Annotated in this window: 18 protein-coding genes; 5 read left to right on the top strand and 13 right to left on the bottom strand. The window is 75.8% G+C overall.

Features of this window, described 5'->3' with window-relative positions; translation table 11 throughout:
• Positions 1–48: 48 nt before the first annotated feature.
• Complete coding sequence (locus BLQ97_RS09470) at positions 49–567, bottom strand: OsmC family protein (RefSeq protein ID WP_091365396.1); 519 nt, start codon at positions 565–567, stop codon at positions 49–51.
• A 178-nt stretch (positions 568–745) separates the two neighbouring features.
• On the opposite strand from BLQ97_RS09470, the gene BLQ97_RS09465 reads away from it, so the two are divergent.
• Positions 746–1,399, top strand: a complete 654-nt coding sequence (locus tag BLQ97_RS09465) for a DUF732 domain-containing protein (protein WP_139173546.1) — start codon at positions 746–748, stop codon at positions 1,397–1,399.
• Between the two features lie 36 nt (positions 1,400–1,435).
• Here BLQ97_RS09465 and BLQ97_RS09460 read toward each other — a convergent pair whose 3' ends face one another.
• Genes BLQ97_RS09460 through BLQ97_RS09435 form a run of 6 tightly spaced genes read right to left on the bottom strand, consistent with a single transcriptional unit; the run spans position 1,436 to position 5,564 of the window.
• Entirely contained in the window at positions 1,436–1,897 is a 462-nt protein-coding gene (locus tag BLQ97_RS09460) for a hypothetical protein (protein ID WP_091365393.1), read from the bottom strand.
• Positions 1,894–2,307, bottom strand: coding sequence for a TadE/TadG family type IV pilus assembly protein (locus tag BLQ97_RS09455; protein WP_091365391.1), 414 nt, complete (start codon positions 2,305–2,307; stop codon positions 1,894–1,896). The genes BLQ97_RS09460 and BLQ97_RS09455 overlap by 4 nt, the downstream gene beginning before the upstream one ends.
• Positions 2,297–2,503: a hypothetical protein gene (locus tag BLQ97_RS09450; RefSeq protein ID WP_091365390.1), complete on the bottom strand. Its 207-nt coding sequence runs from the start codon at positions 2,501–2,503 to the stop codon at positions 2,297–2,299. The genes BLQ97_RS09455 and BLQ97_RS09450 overlap by 11 nt, the downstream gene beginning before the upstream one ends.
• A gap of 30 nt (positions 2,504–2,533) precedes the next feature.
• A complete protein-coding gene (locus BLQ97_RS09445) occupies positions 2,534–3,475 on the bottom strand; it encodes a type II secretion system F family protein (protein ID WP_091365388.1) in 942 nt (313 codons plus the stop codon).
• Entirely contained in the window at positions 3,472–4,329 is an 858-nt protein-coding gene (locus tag BLQ97_RS09440; protein ID WP_091365386.1) for a type II secretion system F family protein, read from the bottom strand. The genes BLQ97_RS09445 and BLQ97_RS09440 overlap by 4 nt, the downstream gene beginning before the upstream one ends.
• Positions 4,326–5,564 (bottom strand): TadA family conjugal transfer-associated ATPase, encoded by a 1,239-nt coding sequence (locus BLQ97_RS09435; RefSeq protein ID WP_245692011.1) that lies wholly within the window; start codon positions 5,562–5,564, stop codon positions 4,326–4,328. The genes BLQ97_RS09440 and BLQ97_RS09435 overlap by 4 nt, the downstream gene beginning before the upstream one ends.
• Before the next feature lie 524 nt (positions 5,565–6,088).
• Here BLQ97_RS09435 and BLQ97_RS09430 point away from each other — a divergent pair.
• Both BLQ97_RS09430 and BLQ97_RS09425 read left to right on the top strand, forming a co-directional pair.
• Positions 6,089–7,162, top strand: coding sequence for a trypsin-like serine peptidase (locus tag BLQ97_RS09430; RefSeq protein ID WP_139173544.1), 1,074 nt, complete (start codon positions 6,089–6,091; stop codon positions 7,160–7,162).
• Positions 7,163–7,421: 259 nt separating this feature from the next.
• Positions 7,422–7,862, top strand: coding sequence for an ester cyclase (locus BLQ97_RS09425; RefSeq protein WP_091365382.1), 441 nt, complete (start codon positions 7,422–7,424; stop codon positions 7,860–7,862).
• On the opposite strand, the gene BLQ97_RS09420 is transcribed toward BLQ97_RS09425, so the two are convergent.
• The 5 genes from BLQ97_RS09420 to BLQ97_RS09400 all read right to left on the bottom strand — a co-directional run bounded on the left by BLQ97_RS09420 (position 7,859) and on the right by BLQ97_RS09400 (position 14,988).
• Positions 7,859–9,064, bottom strand: a complete 1,206-nt coding sequence (locus tag BLQ97_RS09420) for a hypothetical protein (RefSeq protein WP_091365380.1) — start codon at positions 9,062–9,064, stop codon at positions 7,859–7,861. The two genes, BLQ97_RS09425 and BLQ97_RS09420, sit on opposite strands and share 4 nt — an antisense overlap.
• A 203-nt stretch (positions 9,065–9,267) precedes the next feature.
• Positions 9,268–11,994 (bottom strand): putative bifunctional diguanylate cyclase/phosphodiesterase, encoded by a 2,727-nt coding sequence (locus BLQ97_RS09415; RefSeq protein ID WP_091365378.1) that lies wholly within the window; start codon positions 11,992–11,994, stop codon positions 9,268–9,270.
• Positions 11,995–12,084: 90 nt separating this feature from the next.
• On the bottom strand, positions 12,085–13,635 hold the full coding sequence (locus BLQ97_RS09410) for an acetolactate synthase large subunit (RefSeq protein ID WP_091365375.1): 1,551 nt from the start codon (positions 13,633–13,635) through the stop codon (positions 12,085–12,087).
• Entirely contained in the window at positions 13,632–13,952 is a 321-nt protein-coding gene (locus BLQ97_RS09405; protein ID WP_091365817.1) for an EthD family reductase, read from the bottom strand. Before BLQ97_RS09405 ends, BLQ97_RS09410 begins: the two co-directional genes overlap by 4 nt.
• A gap of 100 nt (positions 13,953–14,052) precedes the next feature.
• A complete protein-coding gene (locus tag BLQ97_RS09400) occupies positions 14,053–14,988 on the bottom strand; it encodes an NADP-dependent oxidoreductase (RefSeq protein WP_091365816.1) in 936 nt (311 codons plus the stop codon).
• Positions 14,989–15,087: 99 nt separating this feature from the next.
• On the opposite strand from BLQ97_RS09400, the gene BLQ97_RS09395 reads away from it, so the two are divergent.
• Both BLQ97_RS09395 and BLQ97_RS09390 read left to right on the top strand, forming a co-directional pair.
• Positions 15,088–16,380, top strand: coding sequence for a bifunctional glycosyltransferase family 2/GtrA family protein (locus BLQ97_RS09395; protein ID WP_091365373.1), 1,293 nt, complete (start codon positions 15,088–15,090; stop codon positions 16,378–16,380).
• A complete protein-coding gene (locus tag BLQ97_RS09390) occupies positions 16,377–18,392 on the top strand; it encodes an ArnT family glycosyltransferase (protein WP_091365371.1) in 2,016 nt (671 codons plus the stop codon). The genes BLQ97_RS09395 and BLQ97_RS09390 overlap by 4 nt, the downstream gene beginning before the upstream one ends.
• 70 nt (positions 18,393–18,462) lie before the next feature.
• Here BLQ97_RS09390 and BLQ97_RS09385 read toward each other — a convergent pair whose 3' ends face one another.
• Positions 18,463–19,659, bottom strand: a complete 1,197-nt coding sequence (locus tag BLQ97_RS09385) for an acyl-CoA dehydrogenase family protein (protein ID WP_091365369.1) — start codon at positions 19,657–19,659, stop codon at positions 18,463–18,465.
• Positions 19,660–19,735: the final 76 nt, after the last annotated feature.

Below are 19,735 nucleotides of genomic sequence, written 5' to 3'. Positions count from 1 at the left end.
CACACCCGCGGGGCAGAGCACGACCGACCGCGGGACAGCGGTCGGCCCCTAGGAGCCCGAGCCGCCGGCCCGGCGGACGGTCAGGTGCGGCGGCCGGGCCAGCGTCTGGGCCACCACGCAGTACCGCTCGGTCAGCTCTCCGAGCCTGGTCAGGGTGGCGTCGTCGGCGTCGGTGTCCAGCTCGGCGTCCACGGTGATCGAGCCGAACCCGACCGGGGTCTCGCGGGAGACCCCGAGCGTGCCGCGGGCGTCCATCTCCCCGCGCGCGGTCAGCCGGGCCGAGCGGACGTCGACCCCCATCGCCGTCGCCACGCTGCGCATGGTCACGCCGGCGCAGGCCAGCAGCGCCTGCAGCAGCATGTCCCCGGAGCAGGCGTCGCTGCCGTCGCCCCCGGTGGAGGGGTGCAGGCCGGCGCGGACGGGTCCGGACCACGTCTGCACGGTGGCGGTGATGCCCGGGGCGGAGAAGTCCGCCTCGGCGGACATCGTCGCGCAGGCCGAGCCCGGCTCGTCGCGGTAGCGCTGCTTGAGCGGAGCCTGCAGTGCGCGCAGCTGGGCGGCGTCCATCCCGGCCTCCTCGTCGTCTCGGGGACCCCCATGCTCACGACCTGCGGTCAGCCGCGCGACCGGACGGCGGGCCGCCCGGGCTCCCCGGGGTCGTCGACGCCCCACTGGCCTTGAGCCCGGACGGCGGTGTGCCGACAACCGGGAGCGGACGAGGTCGGTGACGGCGGAGGAGATGCGTGTGCCATCGGTCCACTGGAAGCAGCCGTGGCTGACCGTGAGCGCGGTCAACCGCCGCAGCGCGAGTCCCCAGGAGAGTGCCGAGGGGTACATCGAGACCCAGCGCCTCCGGCGGTACGCCGCGGTCCTGGAGCTCGCTGCCGAGGCGGGCGGTTACGAGCAGGTCCCGGCGTTCGTCGCGGCCCGGCAGAAGGTCCGCGCCGCGTTCGAGGCACGGCACCTCGCGGGCGACTGGACCGAGGAGGAGCTGGCCGCGGAGCTGGAGGAGGCCAAGGAGAGCACGAGGCAGCACGTCGACATCCCGGAGTTCGACCGGGAGGCGTACGAGAAGCCGGATCGCCTGGGTCAGGCAGCAGCCGCGCTCGGCGCGGTCGGCGCACTGGTCCTCGTCGTGGGCGCCGCGTGGCTGGCTCTCACGGTGATCGGGTGGCTCTTCGGGGGTTCGAGCGGCGACTTCCTCGAGACCGTGCGGCAGTCGTCCTCGTCCTTCCTCGACATCCCGGACAGCACCCTCGTGGACAGCGGGGAGACGGTCTGCGATGCCGACGACGCCGGCATGGAGGACTGGGCCGTCCGAGCGAGCTTCATCGACAACGGGCTGACCCCCTCGGAGACGAGCGCGTTGGTGTACGCGGCGCGCGAACACCTCTGCTGAGCCGACCCCACCCCTGCGCGAGCAGGCGCTCGCCGGTCAGCCGTCGACGTAGCGGTCGGTCTCGACGACGAACTGGCCGGTGGCGGTGTTGGCGTCGACGAACTCCGGCAGCAGCGGGATGCGCACCGTCACCGTGGCGCACACCGAGAACTCCTCCCCCGGCGTCAGCTGCGGCGCGTACGCACCCGCGGCGTCGCAGCCGGCGCCGGGCGGGGCGTAGCCGAGCACGACGTCGGTGGCGTCGACCGACTGGTCCTCCACCGCCAGCTGCGCCGCCCGCTGAGCCCGCGCCAGCCCGCTGGCCGGGTCCGGCGCGGTGGCCAGCGCCCGGCCGGCCTCCCGCGCCGCGGCCGTGGAGGCGAACACCCCGCGCTGCACCGCGGAGAACCCGGCCACCACGTACACCAGCGGCACGAACACCACGAGCGCCACGAACACGAACTCCACCAGCGCCGAGCCGCGCTCCCCGCTGCCCAGCCGCGCCCGCAGCCACCTCACGGCGCCTCCTCCACCGCCCGGCCGGTGACCTCCAGCGGCAGCACGTCGCCCAGCCCGGCCAGCAGCGTGGGCACCGCGCCCGCGCAGCGCACCGTCACCAGGGTCAGGCCGGTGGCGTCGACCTCCTCGGCCGCGGTGCACTGCAGGCCGTCGGCCGTCTGCTCCGTCGTCGCCCGGGCCACGACTGCCAGCGTCCGGCCGGTCGCCTCCGACACCGGCACGTCGGCGTTGGCCGCGAACCGGGCACCCTCCTGGGCGCCGGCGACCACCACGTTGCGCACGTGCACGTAGACGGCCACCTGCAGCACCGCCAGCAGCAGCACCACGACCAGGACCGAGACGAGGACGAAGTCGACGACGGCGCTCCCCCGCTCGCCGTCGTCCGGGCTGCCGGGCCGCCTAACCGCCATTGGTGACCGACGCCAGCGCGTTGGTCACCGCCGCGACGATCGCCTCGCGGAACGGGACGAGGATGGCCAGCACCAGGGCCGCCGTCATCACCGTGATCATCACCCAGCCCGGGACGTCGCCGCGCTCGGGATCGCCGCCCCGCAGCCGCGCGGCCAGTGCCGCCGTGAGCGTGAGAAGCCAGGCCAGGGCCCGCATCCGTCGTCCTCCTCCGTTGTGCACCGGCGCTCACCGCGCCAGCGAGACGATGCTGATCAGCCCCGGGAACAGGGCGAACAGGACGGTGACCGGCAGCACCAGGAACACGACCGGCACCATCATCTGGATCTCCTTGCGGCCACCGGCCTCGAGCAGCCGCCGCTTACCGGCCTCCCGGACGTCGGCGGCCTGGGAGCGCAGCACCTCGGCCAGCGGCGTGCCGCGCTCGATGGCCACCAGCAGGCCGTCGACGAAGCGGGCGAGCGCCTCCACCGAGGTCCGGTCGGCCACCTGCTGCAGCGCCTCGACCAGTGGCATCCCGGCGCGAGCCCGGCCCAGCGCCGAGCCGAGCTCGCGCGCCAGCTCGCCACCCGACAGCCGGGTGACCCGCGCGATCGCCGCGGTCGGGCTCTCCCCCGCCGTCACCGCCAGCGCCAGCAGCTCGGCGACCACCGGGAACTCCGCCAGCAGCAGCTCCTCGCGTCGCCGCACCTGCTGGGTCAGCCACCAGTCGCGACCGAGCACCCCGCCGAGCAGCCCGCCGACGCACAGCAGCGCCACCGACAGCACGTTGACGCTCCCGGCGGCCAGCGACCCGACACCGGCCAGCAGGGCCGCGCCGAGCAGTCCGAGGCCGCCCCACACCACCTGCTCGACCCGCACGTCCTCCACCGTCTGGTCGCCGCCCAGGGCGTCCAACCGCCGGCGGACGGCGGCACGGCCGCCGAGCACCCGGTCGACCAGCCGCGCGCCGTCGGCGACCACCGGGCCGAACACCCGCCGGGCGGCGGAGAGCAGGCCGGGCTCGGTCGCGGTCCCGAGCAGGCGCGACGGCGGCGGGGTGTCGTGCACGTAGGGCGCGAGCCGGTCGACCAGCCGCACCGACCGGAACGGCGGCGCGAAGGTGACGACGAGCAGCAGCCCGGAGGCCGCCACGGCGCCCAGCACCATGCCGAGCAGCGACGCGCTCATTGCAGCACCCGCACGTCCTGCGGCAGCCGCCCGATCCGCAGCATCAGCCGGTAGGCCAGCAGGCAGACCGCGCCGCCGACCACCAGCAGCCCGGTGCCCAGCGGCGAGTCGTAGGCGGCCAGCGTCGTCGACTGGGTGGCCAGCAGGAGCAGCACCACCCACGGCGCGCCCACCGCCAGCCGGGCCGCCTGCACCACCCAGCCCTGCCGGGTCTCGAGCTCCGCGCGGGCGCGGGCGTCCTCGCGCAGGAAGGTGGCCAGGGTCCGCAGCACCCGGCCCAGGTCGCTGCCGCCGACCTCGCGGGCCACCCGCAGCGTCTCCACGATGCGGTCGCCGACCGGGTCGGCGAGGTCGGCCTTGAGCCGGTCGAGGCTCTCGCCGAACCGGCCGTTGGAGCGGTGGTCGGCGGCGAACCCGGCGAACGGCGGGCGCAGCACCTCCGGCCCGCGGGTGCCCAGCGCCGACAGCGCCTCCGGCAGGGACAGTCCGGCCCGCACCGCCGACGCCAGGTTGTCGACCACCTCCGGCCACACCTCGCGCAGGTCGGCGCGGCGGCGGGCGGCCAGCCGGCGCACCTGCACGTGCGGCAGCGCGAAGCCGAAGACGCCGAACGCCAGGCTCACCGTCACCGTCCCCGTCGTCAGCAGGACGACGACCAGCGCGAGCAGGCCCAGGCCGACCTGCAGCGCCACCAGCTGCGCGGCGTTGATCCCGGTCAGCCCGGCCTCGGCGAGCAGCCGCGCCCGGCGCCCCGGAGGACGCGGCCCGGTCCGCCGCCGCGGCGCCCGCGGACCGCTGCGCCACACCAGCAGCAATCCGACGCCGAGCAGCAGCCCGAGGAGGGCGCCGATCACCGGGGGGACTCCAGTAGCGCGGCCAGGTCGAGGCCGGCGGCGACGAAGCGCTCCTGGTGCGGCGGGAAGCCCTCCGCGCGCACCAGCCGGCCCTCGCGCGTGGTGAAGACGTCGGCCAGCTCCACCACGCCGTCCTCGGACCGGCCCGGGACCGCGACTACCTCGCGGACCCGTCGCTGCCCGGAGGGCTCGGTGGCCACGTGCACCACCAGGTCGACGCTGGCGGCCACCGTGGGGACGACGAAGGCGTGCCCGATGTTGTCGCCGGCCAGCAGCGGCAGCGTGCACATCTTCACCACCGCCTCGCGGGCGCTGTTGGCGTGCAGCGTGCACATGCCGGGGAGGCCGCTGTTGAGCGCGATGAGCAGGTCGAGGCACTCCTCCTGGCGCACCTCGCCGACGACGATCCGCGAGGGCCGCATCCGCAGCGCCTCCTTGACCAGCCGCCGCAGCGGGATCTCACCGGCGCCCTCGAGGTTGGGCTGGCGGGTCTGCATCGCCACCACGTCGGGCAGCGGCACCCGCAACTCGAAGACCTCCTCGCAGGTGATCACCCGCTCCCGCGCCGGGATCGCCGCGCACAGGCAGTTGAGCAGGGTGGTCTTGCCGGCCTGCGTGCCGCCGGAGACGAGCACGTTCAGGCCGGCGGCGACGGCGGCCTCCAGGAACCGGGCGGCCTGCGTCGTCAGCGTGCCGCCGGCGACCAGCTCGTCGAGCGAGTGCGCCTGCAGCACGAACTTGCGGATGTTGACCGCCATGTGCCGCCGGGTGACGTCGGGGATGACCACGTGCAGCCGCGACCCGTCGGGCAGCACCGCGTCGACGAAGGGCTGGCTCATGTCGATCCGCCGTCCCGACGTGCGCAGCATCCGCTCCACCAGGTCGGCCAGCTGCCCGGCACCCAGGATCGTCGTGGTCAGCTCGCTGCGGCCGCGCCGGGCCACGAACACCCGCCCGGGCTCGTTGACCCAGATCTCCTCGACCTCGGGGTCGTCGAACCAGCGCTGCAGCGGCCCGAACCCGGCCACCCGGTCGAGCACGTCGCGCACCACGGCGTCGGGGTCGGCGATCGGCGGCAGCGCCGAGGTCAGCGACCGCTCGGCGTAGTCGGCGACCACGTCGCGCACCAGCACCCGCACCGGCGCGGGGTCGGTGAACGGGTCCAGGCCGCGGCGGCGGATCAGCTCGCGCACCTCGCCGTCGACGACGTCGAGCGCGCTCGTCGCAGTCGGCACCGCACCCCCGTCGACCAGCCGTTCCGTGCCCAGGACGACGGGACGATAGGTCGGCGGCGACGCTGCGTGGGCGCCCCGTCAGCCGATCTGTGGACAGCTCCGGCCGATCCCACCCGACCGGGCGACCGCCGGCCGGGCACCTCGGTCGTCCCGGGTGACGGTGCGCGCCCAGCGCGCACTCCGGTCGAGGGAGTGCGCCATCAGCGCACACCACCGGCCGTCGCGCACGAGCTGCGGCCCGCTGCACCTGCTCCGGGGGAGCCTCGTCCGGCCGCCGGGTGAGCAGGGTGGCACCGGAACCGTGTGGCTGGCGGCGCGGTCGTGCCGACCTGGTGGCAAGACGAGGGGATGGCCGCGCCGGCACGGGCGTGACGCCGCGGTGACGGCTGGGTGACGCGGCGGACCTAGCGTGGCGGCGGTCCACCCACCTGAGCGCACCGGTGCCCTCCGGCGTCGACTCCCGAGCGATCCCTCCAGCAGCTCTCCGATCGACGGAGCTCTGCGCCCACCACGAGGAGGACCCCATGACGACACCGGCCACCGCTCCGGCTCCCGGGCTGACGCTGGACGAACTACGTGCGAGCGCTCCCATCCCGGCCACGGAGACGATGCCGCCCGACGTGGCTGCACTGATCAAGCCGGACAGCGGGATCTACATCCGGTCGGACTACACCGAGACGGCGGCTCTCCGGGTCGGCGATCCACCCGGAGCGACCGCGGACTGGCGTGTCCTCGAGTCGGACGGCCAGATCAGGTCCACCGTTCCAGGACTCGCGCAGACCGCACTCGAGTTCGACCCCGGTGCAGCACCGCCGAAGGACGACGCACACACCGAGGGATACCGCCCGTCGTGGGTCGAACAGCGGTTCCTCCCCGAACTCGCGCCGTACCCGCTCTCCGCCCAGCGTTCCGGCCTCACCAGGGACCGGGTGTTCCTCGAGCCGTTCGCGTCCGAGGCGGAGCGGTTCCCGTACCCGTGGCGCACCATCGGCAAGGTCTACACCCCGACAGGAGGCGGGACCGGGTACCTCGTGGGACCGAACCTCGTCCTGACCGCCGGACACGTCATGCCGTGGGACCAGGCGAACTGGTGGGTGCAGTTCATCCCCGCGTACCGATCCGGCGACTCGAACCCGACACCGTTCGGCTCCTCGTACGTGTCCGAGTACCGCGGCTACCGGCCACAGGGCAGTTCACCCTTCGGCTACGACTACGCCGTGTGCAGGCTGTACCAACCGCTCGGGAACGCCCTCGGGTGGCTCGGCACACGCAGCGCGGGGGACGGCGACATCGGGAGTCGCGACTACATCTCGTCCGGCTACCCGGACACCTTCGGTGGCCGCCCCGCGGTCAACTTCGCACTCGGCATCCGCGACATCGACAGTGACGACCCCGGCAGGGAGTACGAGACGGTGCACCACGTCTCGGCCGGCTGGTCGGGCGGACCGCTCTGGTACTTCGCGGGCACGGATCCGTACGCCATCGGCGTCACGAGCGGGTACGAGACGGACGGACTCGATCCGACACGGGACGTCTATGCGGGGTACCGGGCGATGACCGACCTCGTCAGGTTCGGCTTGGACAACTGGCGACCCTGACGTCGTCACGCTCGTCCGCACCCGGTGACGACGGCAGGGGGTCGGCGAGGTCGGCCGGCACATCCTCGCCGGTGGCGGCCGAGTGACGGTGTGCGCTGACGGCGCACTTCCTCGACCGGAACGCGCCGTCAGCGCACACCGTCGGCCCCCGCGGAGCTGGAGGCGGGTTGCGCACGCGGGGGCTTCGGGCCCTGTCGCGGCGCCCCGGTGCTCCCTAACTTCACCGCCGTACCACTCCCACCGACCCCCGGAGGGACCGATGAGCGGCGACACCCGGTCCACCGTCCTCGACTGGAGCGCGGCCTTCGACCGGCACGACGTCGAGACGTACGCCGACTACATGGACGAGAACTGCGTCTTCTTCAACGTGGGCACGGGTCAGCGCGTCGAGGGCCGGGCGGCCGCCCGGCAGGACTTCGTCGACCTGCTCGCGGCGTGGGGCGACCTCCGCCTCGAGGTGATCCACGTGCTGGTCGACGGCGACTCCTTCACCAAGCAGTGGGCCATGACCGGCGTGCACACCGGCGACCTGCCCGGCCTGCCCGCGACCCACCGCCCGTTCCGCATCGTCGGCGCGGGCGTCGGCCGCATCCGCGAGGGGAAGATCGTCGAGCTCACGGAGTACTGGAACCTGGCCAGCTTCCTGATGCAGGTCGGCGCACTCCCCGCGCCCGAGGCTGCCGTCGGGGTCGGTGGCTAGGCGTCGCGAGCGGGGGCGCCGGTGACGGTGTGCGCTGCCGGCGCACCAGCCGCCTCACGGCCGGCGTCGTCCGGGACGAGCCCCTGCAGCAGCAGCCCGAGGGAGCTGACCAGCGCGCCGAGCGCCACCGGGGTGACCAGCAGGACCCCGACGACGACCTCGGCCAGGTCCCCGGCGAACAGGCTGCCCAGCAGGTCGTCGAACGCCGACCACCACACCAGCGCCCCGCCGGCGAGCAGGGCCAGCCCGCCGACCAGGGTCACCGCGCCGTAGACCGCCATCCAGCGGGGCGTCCCCGGGCGGGAGGTGCCGCGCAGCGCGTCGGCGAGGGCGGCCCGTGCCCGGGGGGCGAGGTCGGGCTCGTCGAGGTGGTCGGCCAGCGCCCAGTGCCCGTCGACCTCGAGGACCGGCAGCAGGTTGGTGACCAGGTCGAGCAGCCCCAGGACGACGAGCCGCCAGGCCACCCCCGCGACCAGCACCGAGGAGCTCACCTGCGCGGTGATCGCGAGCAGGCTGGTGGTCACCACGTCCACCATCAGCCCGGCGAGTGCCTGCACGACCCGCGCCCGCCGGGGCAGCGTCAGCGCCTCGGTGGAGTCGACGAAGAACGAGATCCCGCCCCAGTAGAAGCCGAAACCCGCCCGGCGCGGACGGCGGCCGAAGTGGACCAGCGCGACGGCGTGGGCCAGCTCGTGCAGCGCGGCGAGCAGGAGGCCGACGACGAAGCCCACCAGCGCGTCGACCACGGGACGGTCGGTGACCGCGGGCCCGGCAGGCCGTCCCGTGGTCATCGAGACGAGGCCTGCGACCACGACCGCGGCCAACAGGAACCGCCCGGGCAGCGAGCACAGCAGCGGCAGGAGATGGCGGTCGATCCACCGGGCCGGCCGCTCGATGCCGGCGACCTCGAGCCCGGAGCGGGTGAGCACCACGCGGCGGTCGCGGCGCGGGTCCCCGGCGGGGCGGTCCGCGACGTCGGTGGGGTCGGTCAGGACGCCGGCGTCCACGAGCTCGGCGACCAGCCGCTCGCCGTCCGGCCCGCCGAGGCGCGCGGCCAGGGTGGCGCGGTCCGGCCCGTCGGCCAGGAGGTCCGGCAGCCGGGTGGCACGCGGGTGCTCGAGCAGGGCGGCGTCCCCGTCGGGCACCGAGACCAGCAGACCCCGCTTGCTGGCACGCCAGAGGACGTCGTCGGCCAGGTGCACGGCTCCCCCAGGGACGGGACGGTTCGGGACGGGACGCGGAGGCGCCGCGAGTCCCCGGGCGGACCGGGGTGCTCGCGGCGCCTCGTCACGGGCTCAGCGCCTCGCGGCGCCGGGACGGGCGCTCAGCGCCACAGCCGGCCGCGGGCGAGTCGACGAAGACGACGCAGCATGAGGACCACCTCCCTCCTCCCGGTCAGGTCGGTTCACGGCCGGGTCACGGCCGGGACAGGGCCCGCGGCGCGCGGCGACGGGACCGCGGCGTCCGGGCAGGCGGCCTGTTCCAGCAGCACGGCCTCGGCGTCGGCGCGCTCCAGCGGCCGGGCGAAGAGGTAGCCCTGCGCCGAGTCGCACCGCCCCTCGGCCAGCAGCCGCGCCTGGTGCTCGTGCTCGATGCCCTCGGCCAGCACCTCCAGGCCCAGCGTGCGGCCCAGGTCGATGGTGCCGCGCACGATCGCCGGCATCGGCTCGCCCTCGGCCATCGTGCTGACGAACGAGCGGTCGATCTTGAGCACGTCGACGGTGAACTGCCGCAGGTGGGCCAGCGAGGAGTAGCCGGTGCCGAAGTCGTCGAGGGCGAGCCGCACGCCCAGCGCCCGCAGCGCCGCCAGCGAGGCGGCCGCGTGCTCGGGGTCGCGGACCAGCGCGGTCTCGGTCACCTCCAGCACCAGCGCGCCGGCGGGCAGCCCGCTCTCGGCGAGCGCGACCGAGATCTGCTCGACCAGGCCGGCCGACGTCAGCTGCGCGGCCGACAGGTTGACCGCCATCGTCAGGTCGCCGGCGCCGGGGTGGGCCTGCCGCCACGCGGCGGCGGTGGCGCACGCCTCGCGCAGCACCCACGCGCCGATCTCGCCGATCAAGCCGGCCGCCTCGGCGGCGGGCACGAACCGGTCGGGGCCCACCGGGCCCAGCCGCGGCGACGCCCAGCGCAGCAGCGCCTCGAAGCCGGTCACCCGCCGGTCGGCCAGGGTGACCACCGGCTGGTAGACGAGCCGGAACTCGCCGCGCTCCAGCGCACCGCGCAGCTCCTGCTCCAGCTCGCGGGCGGCCTCGGCGGCCGCGCGCATCCCGGGGTCGTAGCGCTGCACCCGGCCCCGGCCGCCGGCCCGGGCGGCCTGCAGCGCGAGGTCGGCGTCGGCGATCAGCGAGCCGGCGGGGACGTCGCCGCGGCCGACGGCGATGCCCACCGCGGCGGTCACCGTGACCGCCGTGCCGTCGACCTGGATCGGCCGGGTCAGCACCTCGAGCAGCCGCTCGGCGGTGGCCTGGGCCTGTGCCTCACCGTCGCCGGGCTGCTCGACGAGCACGGCGAACTCGTCGCCGCCGAGCCGGGCGACGGTGTCGTCGGCGCGCACCGCGGCGCGCAGCCGCCCGGCCACCTCGAAGAGCAGGAAGTCGCCGGCGTCGTGGCCGAGGGTGTCGTTGACCGCCTTGAAGCCGTCGAGGTCCACGGTCACCACCGCGGCCGAGCCGCCGCCGCGCACGGTGCGCAGCAGCGCCTGGCCGACGCGGTCGGTGAACAGCGTGCGGTTGGCCAGGCCGGTCAGCCCGTCGTGCAGGCTGGTGTGCACCAGCATCCGCTCGGCGCTGCGCCGGCTGGTCACGTCGGTGACGTGCAGGACGATGCCGCGGACGTCGCCGTCGTCGGTGAGGTCGACCATCCGGATGCCCAGCGAGCGGTCCTCGCCGCGGTGGCGGGTGGACAGCTCACCGTCGACGACGGTGCCGCGATTGGCCAGCACCTGCTGGAAGAAGGCGTCGGCGCGCCCGGGGTCGGCGCCGGCGACGCGGACGGCGTCGTGCACGGTGGCCAGCTCCGACGGCTCGACGCCGAGCAGGGCGGCGAGCGGGGCGGGGTCGCTGAGGAAGCGGCGGTCCCGGTCGACGACCACCACCGCGTCGGCCGACCAGGCGGCGAGCTTGACCGCGTACTGCTCCCGGGAGCGGACCAGGCAGCGGGCGGCGGCCTCGGAGCGCAGCAGCAGCGCCGCCCGCGCGAAGACCAGCGCCGCCAGCAGCACCGTGCTGACGAAGACCGCGAGCCCGGCGGAGTGGCCGTCGAGGTGGGAGACGGCGTCCACGCTGGGCGGCACCACGAGCGCGCCGAGGCAGACGGCGAGGCGGCCCAGGCCCGAGCGCCCGTCGTCGGCACCGGGCGCGGCCGGGGCCGGTGCGGCCGGGCGGACCCAGGTGACCGCGGCCAGGAGCAGGGAGCCGAGCAGCCAGCCGGAGTCGCCCCACGAGCCGAAGCCGTCGTTGCCCGACTGCAGGAGGAGGGCGAGGTCGGAGACCAGCCAGCAGGCGCACGCCGCCGTGGCGACCAGCGGCGCCCGGTCACCGCGGCGCCGGGTGGCCACCAGGCGGACCACGACCGCGATGAGCGCGGCGTCGGCCGCCGGGTAGAGCGCCTGCACCACCCGGTCGAGCACCGACAGCGAGCCGTCGTGCACGGTCGCCGAGATGGAGAGCTGCCAGGCGACCAGCAGGCCGGCCACCAGGACGACCAGCGCGTCGATCCAGCCGGCGAGCTGCTGCTCCCGGCTGGTGAGCTCGCCGTGCGCGAGCCGCCAGAGGCCGGCGGCGAGCACGCCGTAGGAGGCCAGCCACAGGACGTCGGCCGGGCAGGTGGCGGTGCCGGCGCCGGTCAGCGCGTGGTGCGCCTGCCAGACGACGTCGCCGGCCGCGGACAGCGCGACGCCGAGGGCGACCAGCCGCGCGCCCCCGCGCCGGGCGCCGGAGACGGCGAGCGCCACGGCCAGCGCCACGACGGCGAAGTACGACGCGGTGCCGGCGACCGTGCCGGCGAGGGAGGCCTGGCCCAGGAGGCCGACCGCGGCGAGCGCACCGGCCACGCCGACGACGGCGCGGCTGCGGCCCGGGGGCGTCGGGGAGCTGCCGACGGCGCGGTCGGCTGCCCTGGGGGTCGGGAACACGCAGTGCTCATCGGCGCGCCACCGACCCGACTCAAACCGGGCCGCCCGCCGCTCCCCCCATCGGGGTGCGGGGTGCGGGGTGGGAGGTGCTCAGCCCGCCGGTCGCAGCACCGCCTGCACCAGGTGCGGGCCGGGCTCGGCCAGCGCCGTCCGCAGCTGCCCGGCCAGCTCCTCGGCGGTCTCGGCGCGGGTGGCCGGCACGCCCATCCCGGTGGCGAGGGAGACGAAGTCCAGCGTGGGGCCGCCCAGGTCGAGCAGCTGCCCGGCGCGCTCGCCCCCGCCGGTGGCGCCGACCCGCGACAGCTCGCCCTGCAGGATCGCGTAGGACGCGTTGTCGTAGAGGACGACGGTGACGTCGAGCTGCTCGCGGGCCATCGTCCACAGCGCCTGGACGGTGTACATCGCGCTGCCGTCGGCCTGCAGCACGAGCACCGGCCGGTCGGGGCAGGCCACCGCCGCGCCGACGGCCATCGGCAGGCCGTCGCCGATCGCCCCGCCGGTCAGCGCCAGCCAGTCGTGCCGCGGTGCGCCGGAGGTCAGCTCGGCGATCCCCACGCCGGAGGTGATCGCCTCGTCGACGACCACCGCCCGCTCGGGCAGCACCGCCCCGACCACCGCCGACACCGCCCGCGGCGTCAGCCGGCCGGTGGGCAGCTCCGGGCGGGAGGCCTCGAGCAGCCGCGGCTCGGCGCCGCCGGCCACCTTCCCGGCGAGCTCCTCGAGCGCGGCGACGCCGTCCTCGCCGGGCGCCGACAGCACGTGCACGGCGCAGTCGTCGGGCACCGGCGTCCCCGGCACGCCCGGGTAGCCGAAGAAGTGCACCGGGGAGGTGGCGCCGGCCAGCACCAGGTGCCGGGTGCCGGCGAGCGCCTTGATCGCCACCTCCGGCGGGTAGGGCAGCTTGCCGACGTCGGGCAGCCCGGCGCCGCGCACCATCCGCGCGGGGAACGTCTCGGCCAGCAGCCGGGCGCCGGTGCCCGCGGCGACCCGTCCGGCGGCCAGCAGCCCCGCCTCGGAGGCCACGACGTCCCCGCCGAGCAGCAGCACGGTCGGCTCACCGGAGCCCACCGCCGTCGCCACGTCGGACACCACGGCGGCGGGCACCTGCGGCCGCGGGCGCGGCGGCACCGGGTCGGCGACCGCGGCGCCCTCGGACCAGGACACGTCGGCGGGCAGCACCAGCGTGGCGATCTGCCCGCGCGCGGCCGCGGCGACGGCCTCGGCGGCGTCGGCGGCGAGGTCCTCGGGGGTCAGCGACCGGCGCACCCAGCCCGACACCGTGCCGGCCACCGCGTCGATGTCGCTCTCCAGCGGCGCGTCGAGCCGCTTGTGCGAGCGGGCGTGGTCGCCGACGACGTTGACCATCGGCGTGCGGCCGCGGCGGGCGTTGTGCAGGTTGGCCAGCCCGTTGCCCATGCCCGGCCCGAGGTGCAGCAGGGTCGCGGCGGGGCGGCCGGTCATGCGTGCCCAGCCGTCGGCGGCGCCGGTGGCGACCCCCTCGAACAGGGTGAGCACGCCGCGCATCCCCGGGACGTCGTCGAGCGCGGCGACGAAGTGCATCTCGGAGGTGCCGGGGTTGGCGAAGCAGACGTCGACGCCGGCGTCGACGAGCGTGCGGATGAGGGCCTGGGCGCCGTTCACCGGGAGACGTGCACCTCGTTCACCTCGTAGTGGGTCATGGTGGCGCCGCCGCTGGCGAACTTCGGGACGTCCCGCGCGGTCGCCCTGCCCTCGTCGGAGGCGAACGCGGCGCCCATGGCCTGCTCGGAGTCGAAGTCGAGCTCGGCGACGAGGTAGGGCGCAGGCTGCGAGGGGTCCATCGACTGCGGCCGGCCGGTGGTCAGCCGCACCAGGCCGGGCATCTGCACCGCGAGCGGCGTGTGCGTGTCGCGGTAGTGGGCGTCGAACGCTGCCGGGTCGTCGGGCTGTCCGTAGCTGACGACGAGCCTGTGCACCATCTGCGCCACCTCCGCGGTCGGCCCGGGCACCGCTGCCGCGGGACTCCCCCTCACCCTGGCAGGCCCGCCCGGCCGGCCGCGACCGGGGCCCCGCGCGGGCTCAGAAGGTGATCACCAGCCGCCCGCGCACGCCGCCGCGGGCCAGCGCGCGGTGCGCCTCGGGCGCCTCCTCCGGCGCGAAGGTGCGGGCCACCCGCAGGGTCAGCGCGCCGGACTCCACCTGCTCGCGCAGCCGGTCCAGTGCGGCGCCGTTCTCGGCGTAGTCGCGCACCCGGGTCGGGAACACCTCGACCCGGCCCGACCCGTCGCCGCGGTAGCCGCGCACGGTGGCCACCTTCCCGCCGTCGCGGACCGCGGGCAGCACGAGCGCGTCCTGCACCGACCCGTCGGCCAGCCCGTCGACGCCGCCGGGGAACTCGGCGCGGATCCGCTCGGCCACGTCGTCCCCCCGCCGGACGACGACGTCGGCGCCGAGGTCGCGGACCAGCTGCTCGTCGGCCTCGGACGCGTCGGCGACGACGGTGTGCCCGTCGGCCTTCGCCAGCTGGACGACGTAGCCGCCGAAGGCGCCCGCCGCGCCGGTCACCGCGAGCACCGACCCGGGGGGCAGCGCCAGGTGGTCGAGCGCCAGCCGGGCGGTGAGCCCGTTCATCGGCAGCGTGCACGCGGCGACGGCGTCCGTCCCCGCCGGCACCCGGGCCACCGAGCCCTGCGGCAGCACGAGGTCCTCGCGGTAGCCGCCGTGCGCGCCGGTGGGGACGACGACCGCCATGACCGCGTCGCCGACCCGCACCCGGTCGACGTCCTCGCCCACCTCGACCACCTCGCCGGCGGCGTCCATGCCGGGCACCCACGGCGGGGTCGTGACCGGGTCCCGCCCGGCGTAGGCGCCCTCGCGCAGGTGGGTGTCGGTGGGGCTGACCGCCGTCGCGCGCACCCGCAGCCGCACCTGCCCGGGCCCGAGGGGCTCGTCCGGCACGTCGACGACGGTGAGGGCCTCGGGCCCGCCGAACCGGACCACTCCCACGGCACGCACGGCCCCGAACCTACGGCCACCGGTGGCGCCCCGCCGGTCACAGCCGATCCCCAGCGCGCGCACCAGGCCGGCCCAGCCCCGGGCGCGACCGTCGGCGTCATGCCCCCGCTCCTGCTCGGCGCGCACGACCGCGCCGGTACCGCCGGCCGTGGACGGCCCGTGCTCGACGTCGTCGTCCCGGTGCACGACGAGGAGACCGACCTCGAGCCGTGCCTGCGCCGCCTGCACGCCCACCTGACCGAGTCCCTGCCCTGGTCGTTCCGCATCACCGTCGCGGAGAACGGCAGCACCGACCGCACCCCGGAGGTGGCGCACCGGGTCGCCGCGGAGCTGCCCGGGGTCGAGGTGCTGCAGATCCCGGAGCCCGGCCGCGGCGGCGCGCTGCGCACGGCCTGGCTGCGGTCGGACGCGCCGGTCCTCGTCTACACCGACGTCGACCTCTCCACCGACCTCGACGCCCTGCTGCCGCTGGTCGCCCCGCTGGTCAGCGGCCACTCCGACCTGGCCATCGGCACCCGGCTGGCGCGCTCGTCGCGGGTGGTCCGCGGCCTCCGGCGCGAGGTCGTCTCCCGCTGCTACAACCTGGTCCTGCGCCGCACGCTGGCCACCTCGCTGTCGGACGCCCAGTGCGGCTTCAAGGCCATCCGGGCCGACGTCGCGGTGCGGCTGCTGCCGCTGGTCGAGGACACCGGCTGGTTCTTCGACACCGAGCTGCTGGTGCTCGCCGAGCGGGCCGGGTTGCGGATCCACGAGGTGCCCGTCGACTGGGTCGACGACCCCGACAGCCGGGTCGACGTCGTGGCGACGGCGCGCGCGGACCTGGCCGGCATCGCCCGGGTGCTGCGCGCGCTGGCCACCGGGCGGCTGCCGCTGGCGCAGCTGCGCGACTCGATCGGCCGCGGGCCGCTGCCCGACCGGCTGCCCGGCGACTCGTCGTCGCCGGCCGGCCAGCTGGTGCGCTTCGCCGCGGTCGGCGTGCTGTCGACGGCGGCCTACCTGCTGCTGTTCCTGCTGCTGCGCGGCGTCCTGGCCGCCCAGCCGGCCAACCTCGTCGCCCTGCTGGTGACCGCGGTGGCCAACACCGCGGCCAACCGGCGGGTCACCTTCGGCATCCGCGGCGGGCCCGGGGCCGGCCGCCACCAGCTGCAGGGGCTCGTCGTGTTCGCCCTCGCCCTCGCCCTGACCAGCGGTTCCCTGGGCCTGCTGCACCTGGCCGCCCCCTCGCCGGCCCGCGCCGTCGAGCTCGCCGTGCTGCTCGCCGCCAACGCCGCGGCCACGCTGCTGCGCTTCGTGCTGCTGCGCGACTGGGTCTTCCGCGGCGCCCGGACCCCCCGCACCCCCGTGGCCGCGCCCGCCACGGCCGCCCTCCCCGAGACGGAGACCGCCCGGTGACCGCCACCGTGCCGCCACCCCCGGCGCCCGCCGCTCCCCCGGCACCCGCGCGCGCCGGCCGGGCCGCCCGGCTGCTGCGCCGGCACCCCACCGACCCGCGCTGGGTGCGGCCCGCGCTGCTCGGCCTGCTGGCCGCCACCGGCGCGCTGTACCTGTGGGACCTCTCGGCGTCGGGCTGGGCCAACGCCTTCTACGCCGCGGCCGCGCAGGCCGGCTCGCAGAGCTGGGAGGCGTTCTTCTACGGCTCCTCCGACGCGGCCAACTCGATCACCGTGGACAAGCCCCCCGCGTCGCTGTGGGTGATGGCGCTGTCGGTGCGGCTGTTCGGCCTGAGCCCGTGGTCGCTGCTGGTGCCGCAGGCGCTCATGGGCGTGGCCACCGTGGGGCTGCTGTACCTGGCCGTGCGCCGGGTGGCCGGCCCGGGCGCGGGGCTGCTCGCCGGGGCGGTCCTGGCGCTGACCCCGGTGGCCGCGCTCATGTTCCGCTTCGACAACCCCGACGCGCTGCTCGTGCTGCTGATGACCGCGGCCGCGTACGTGCTCACCCGGTCGCTGGAGCGGGCCTCCACCCGCGGGCTGGTCGCCGTGGGGGTGCTGCTCGGGTTCGCGTTCCTCACCAAGACGCTGCAGGCGGTGCTCGTCGTCCCCGGCTTCGCGCTGGTGTGGCTGGTGGCCGCTCCGGCAACGCTGCGCCGCCGCGTGCTGCAGCTGCTCGGCGCCGGGGCGGGGACGGTCGTGGCCGGCGGCTGGTGGGTCGCCGTCGTCGAGCTGGTGCCCGCGGCGTCGCGCCCGTACGTCGGGGGCTCGCAGACGAACTCCGTGTGGGAGCTGATCTGGGGCTACAACGGCCTCGGCCGGCTGACCGGCGAGGAGACCGGCAGCGTCGGCGGCGCGCCGGGTGGCGGCTGGGGCGAGACCGGGCTGCTGCGGCTGTTCGGCGCCGAGGTCGGCGGGCAGGTCGGGTGGCTGCTGCCGGCCGCGCTGGCGCTGCTGGCCGCCGGGCTGGTCACCGTCGGCCGGGCACCCCGCACCGACCCGCGCCGGGCCGCGCTGCTCACCTGGGGCACCTGGCTCGCCGTCACCGGCCTGACCTTCAGCCTGATGGCCGGCATCTTCCACGCCTACTACACGGTGGCCCTCGCCCCCGCGGTCGCCGCCCTGGTCGCCATCGGCGGCGCGCTGCTCTGGCGGCGCCGGGACCGGGCCGGGGCGCGGCTGGTGCTGGCGCTCGTGCTGGCCGGCACCGCGCTGTGGGCGTGGGTGCTGCTGGGCCGCTCGGCGGACTTCCTGCCGTGGCTGCGCTGGGCCGTCCTGGCCGTGGGGCTGGTCGCGGCGCTCGGGCTGGTCGTCGTCGACCGGCTGGGCCGCGCCGTTGCCGCCGCGGTGCTGGCCGCCGGGCTGCTGGGCGGGGTCGCCGGACCGGCCGCCTACGCCGTGCAGACCGCCGCCACCCCGCACACCGGCTCCATCCCGAGCGCCGGTCCGGCCGTCGCCGGCGCCGGCTTCGCGGGCCCCGGCGGTGCCGCACTCGGCCGCCCGCCGGCCGCTGCCGGCGGTGCCGCACCGGGCGGGGTGGCGCCGGGGACCGCGCCGGGCAACACCGCGGTCCCGGTCGGCCCCCGAGGCGGCGCCGGCGGCGGGCCGGGCGGGTTGCTCGACGCCTCCGACGTCGGCGAGGAGCTGGTGGCCGCGCTCAGCGAGGACGCCGACGGGTACACCTGGGCGGCCGCCGCGGTCGGGTCCAACAACGCCGCCGGCTACCAGCTGGCCACCGGGCTGCCGGTGATGGCGGTCGGCGGGTTCAACGGCAGTGACCCCTCGCCCACCCTCGAGCAGTTCCAGCAGTACGTCGCCGACGGGCGGGTCCACTGGTTCGTCGGCGGCGGGCTGGGGATGGCCGGCGACGGCGGCAGCTCGGCGTCGGCGGAGATCGTGGCGTGGGTGGCGGAGCACTACACCGCGCAGACGATCGACGGCGTCACCGTCTACGACCTGAGCCGGCCGGCGAGGTGATCCGGGCGCGGTCGTGCTCTGCCCACACCCGCGGGGCAGAGCACGTCCCGCCGCGGACCGACCCGCCGGCTCAGCGCTCGATGCCGTACTCCCGGAGCAGTCCGCGGCTGATGATCGTCTTCTGGATCTCGCTGGTGCCCTCGCCGATGAGCAGGAACGGCGCCTCGCGCATGAGGCGCTCGATCTCGTACTCCTTGGAGTATCCGTAGCCGCCGTGGATGCGGAAGGACTGCGTGGTCACCTCGGCGCAGTACTCGCTGGCCAGCAGCTTGGCCATGCCGGCCTCGACGTCGTTGCGCCGGCCGGCGTCCTTGAGCCGCGCGGCGTTGACCATCATCAGGTGCGCCGCCTCGACCTTGGTGGCCATCTCGGCGAGCTGGAAGGCGATCGCCTGGTGCGCCACGATCGGCTTGCCGAAGGTCTCCCGCTGCTGCGCGTACTCCACGGCCAGCTCGAAGGCGCGGATGGAGATGCCGCAGGCGCGGGCGGCGACGTTGACCCGGCCGACCTCGACGCCGTCCATCATCTGCGCGAAGCCGCGGCCCGGCTCCCCGCCGAGGATCGCGTCCGCGCTCGTGCGGTAGCCGTCGAACACCAGCTCGGTGGTGTCGACGCCCTTGTAGCCCATCTTGTCGATCTTGCCGGGGATGGTCAGGCCCGGGGCGACGGTGCCGAAGCCGGCCGGCTTCTCGACGAGGAACGTCGTCAGGTTCTGGTGCGCCTTGTCCGCGCCGAGGTCGGTGCGCACCAGGGCGGCGACCAGGGTGGAGGAACCGCCGTTGGTCAGCCACATCTTCTGGCCGTCGATGACGTAGGAGTCGCCGTCGCGGACCGCCTTGGTGCGGATGCCGGCGACGTCGGAGCCCAGGCCCGGCTCGGACATCGAGAACGCGCCGCGGACCTCGCCGGTGGCCATCCGCGGCAGGAAGTGCTCCTTCTGCGCCTGGGTGCCGTGCTGGCGGATCATGTAGGCGACGATGAAGTGGGTGTTGATGACGCCGCTGACGCTCATCCACCCGCGGGCGATCTCCTCGACCACCAGCGCGTAGGTCAACAGCGACTCACCCAGGCCGCCGTACTCCTCGGGGATCATCAGCCCGAAGATGCCCAGCTCCTTGAGCCCCTCGACGATCTCCGTCGGGTAGGCGTCGGCGTGCTCCAGCTCCTGGGCGTGCGGGATGATCTCCTTGTCCACGAAGCTGCGGACCGTCGCCAGGATCTCCTGCTGGATGTCGGTCAGGTCGGCGGTCTGCGCCAGTCGGGCCACGTCTGCTCCTCCGGGACTCCGGTGTCCGTGTTACCGGTGAGTATGGAGCAGTCCCCTCCGGACGCGTCGTCGTGTC

This window comes from Geodermatophilus telluris, assembly GCF_900102745.1.
In the GTDB taxonomy this organism is placed as follows: Bacteria; Actinomycetota; Actinomycetes; order Mycobacteriales; family Geodermatophilaceae; genus Geodermatophilus; species Geodermatophilus telluris.
Note: the sequence above shows the minus strand (reverse complement) of the source record. Positions and strands in the feature narration are given on the sequence as shown.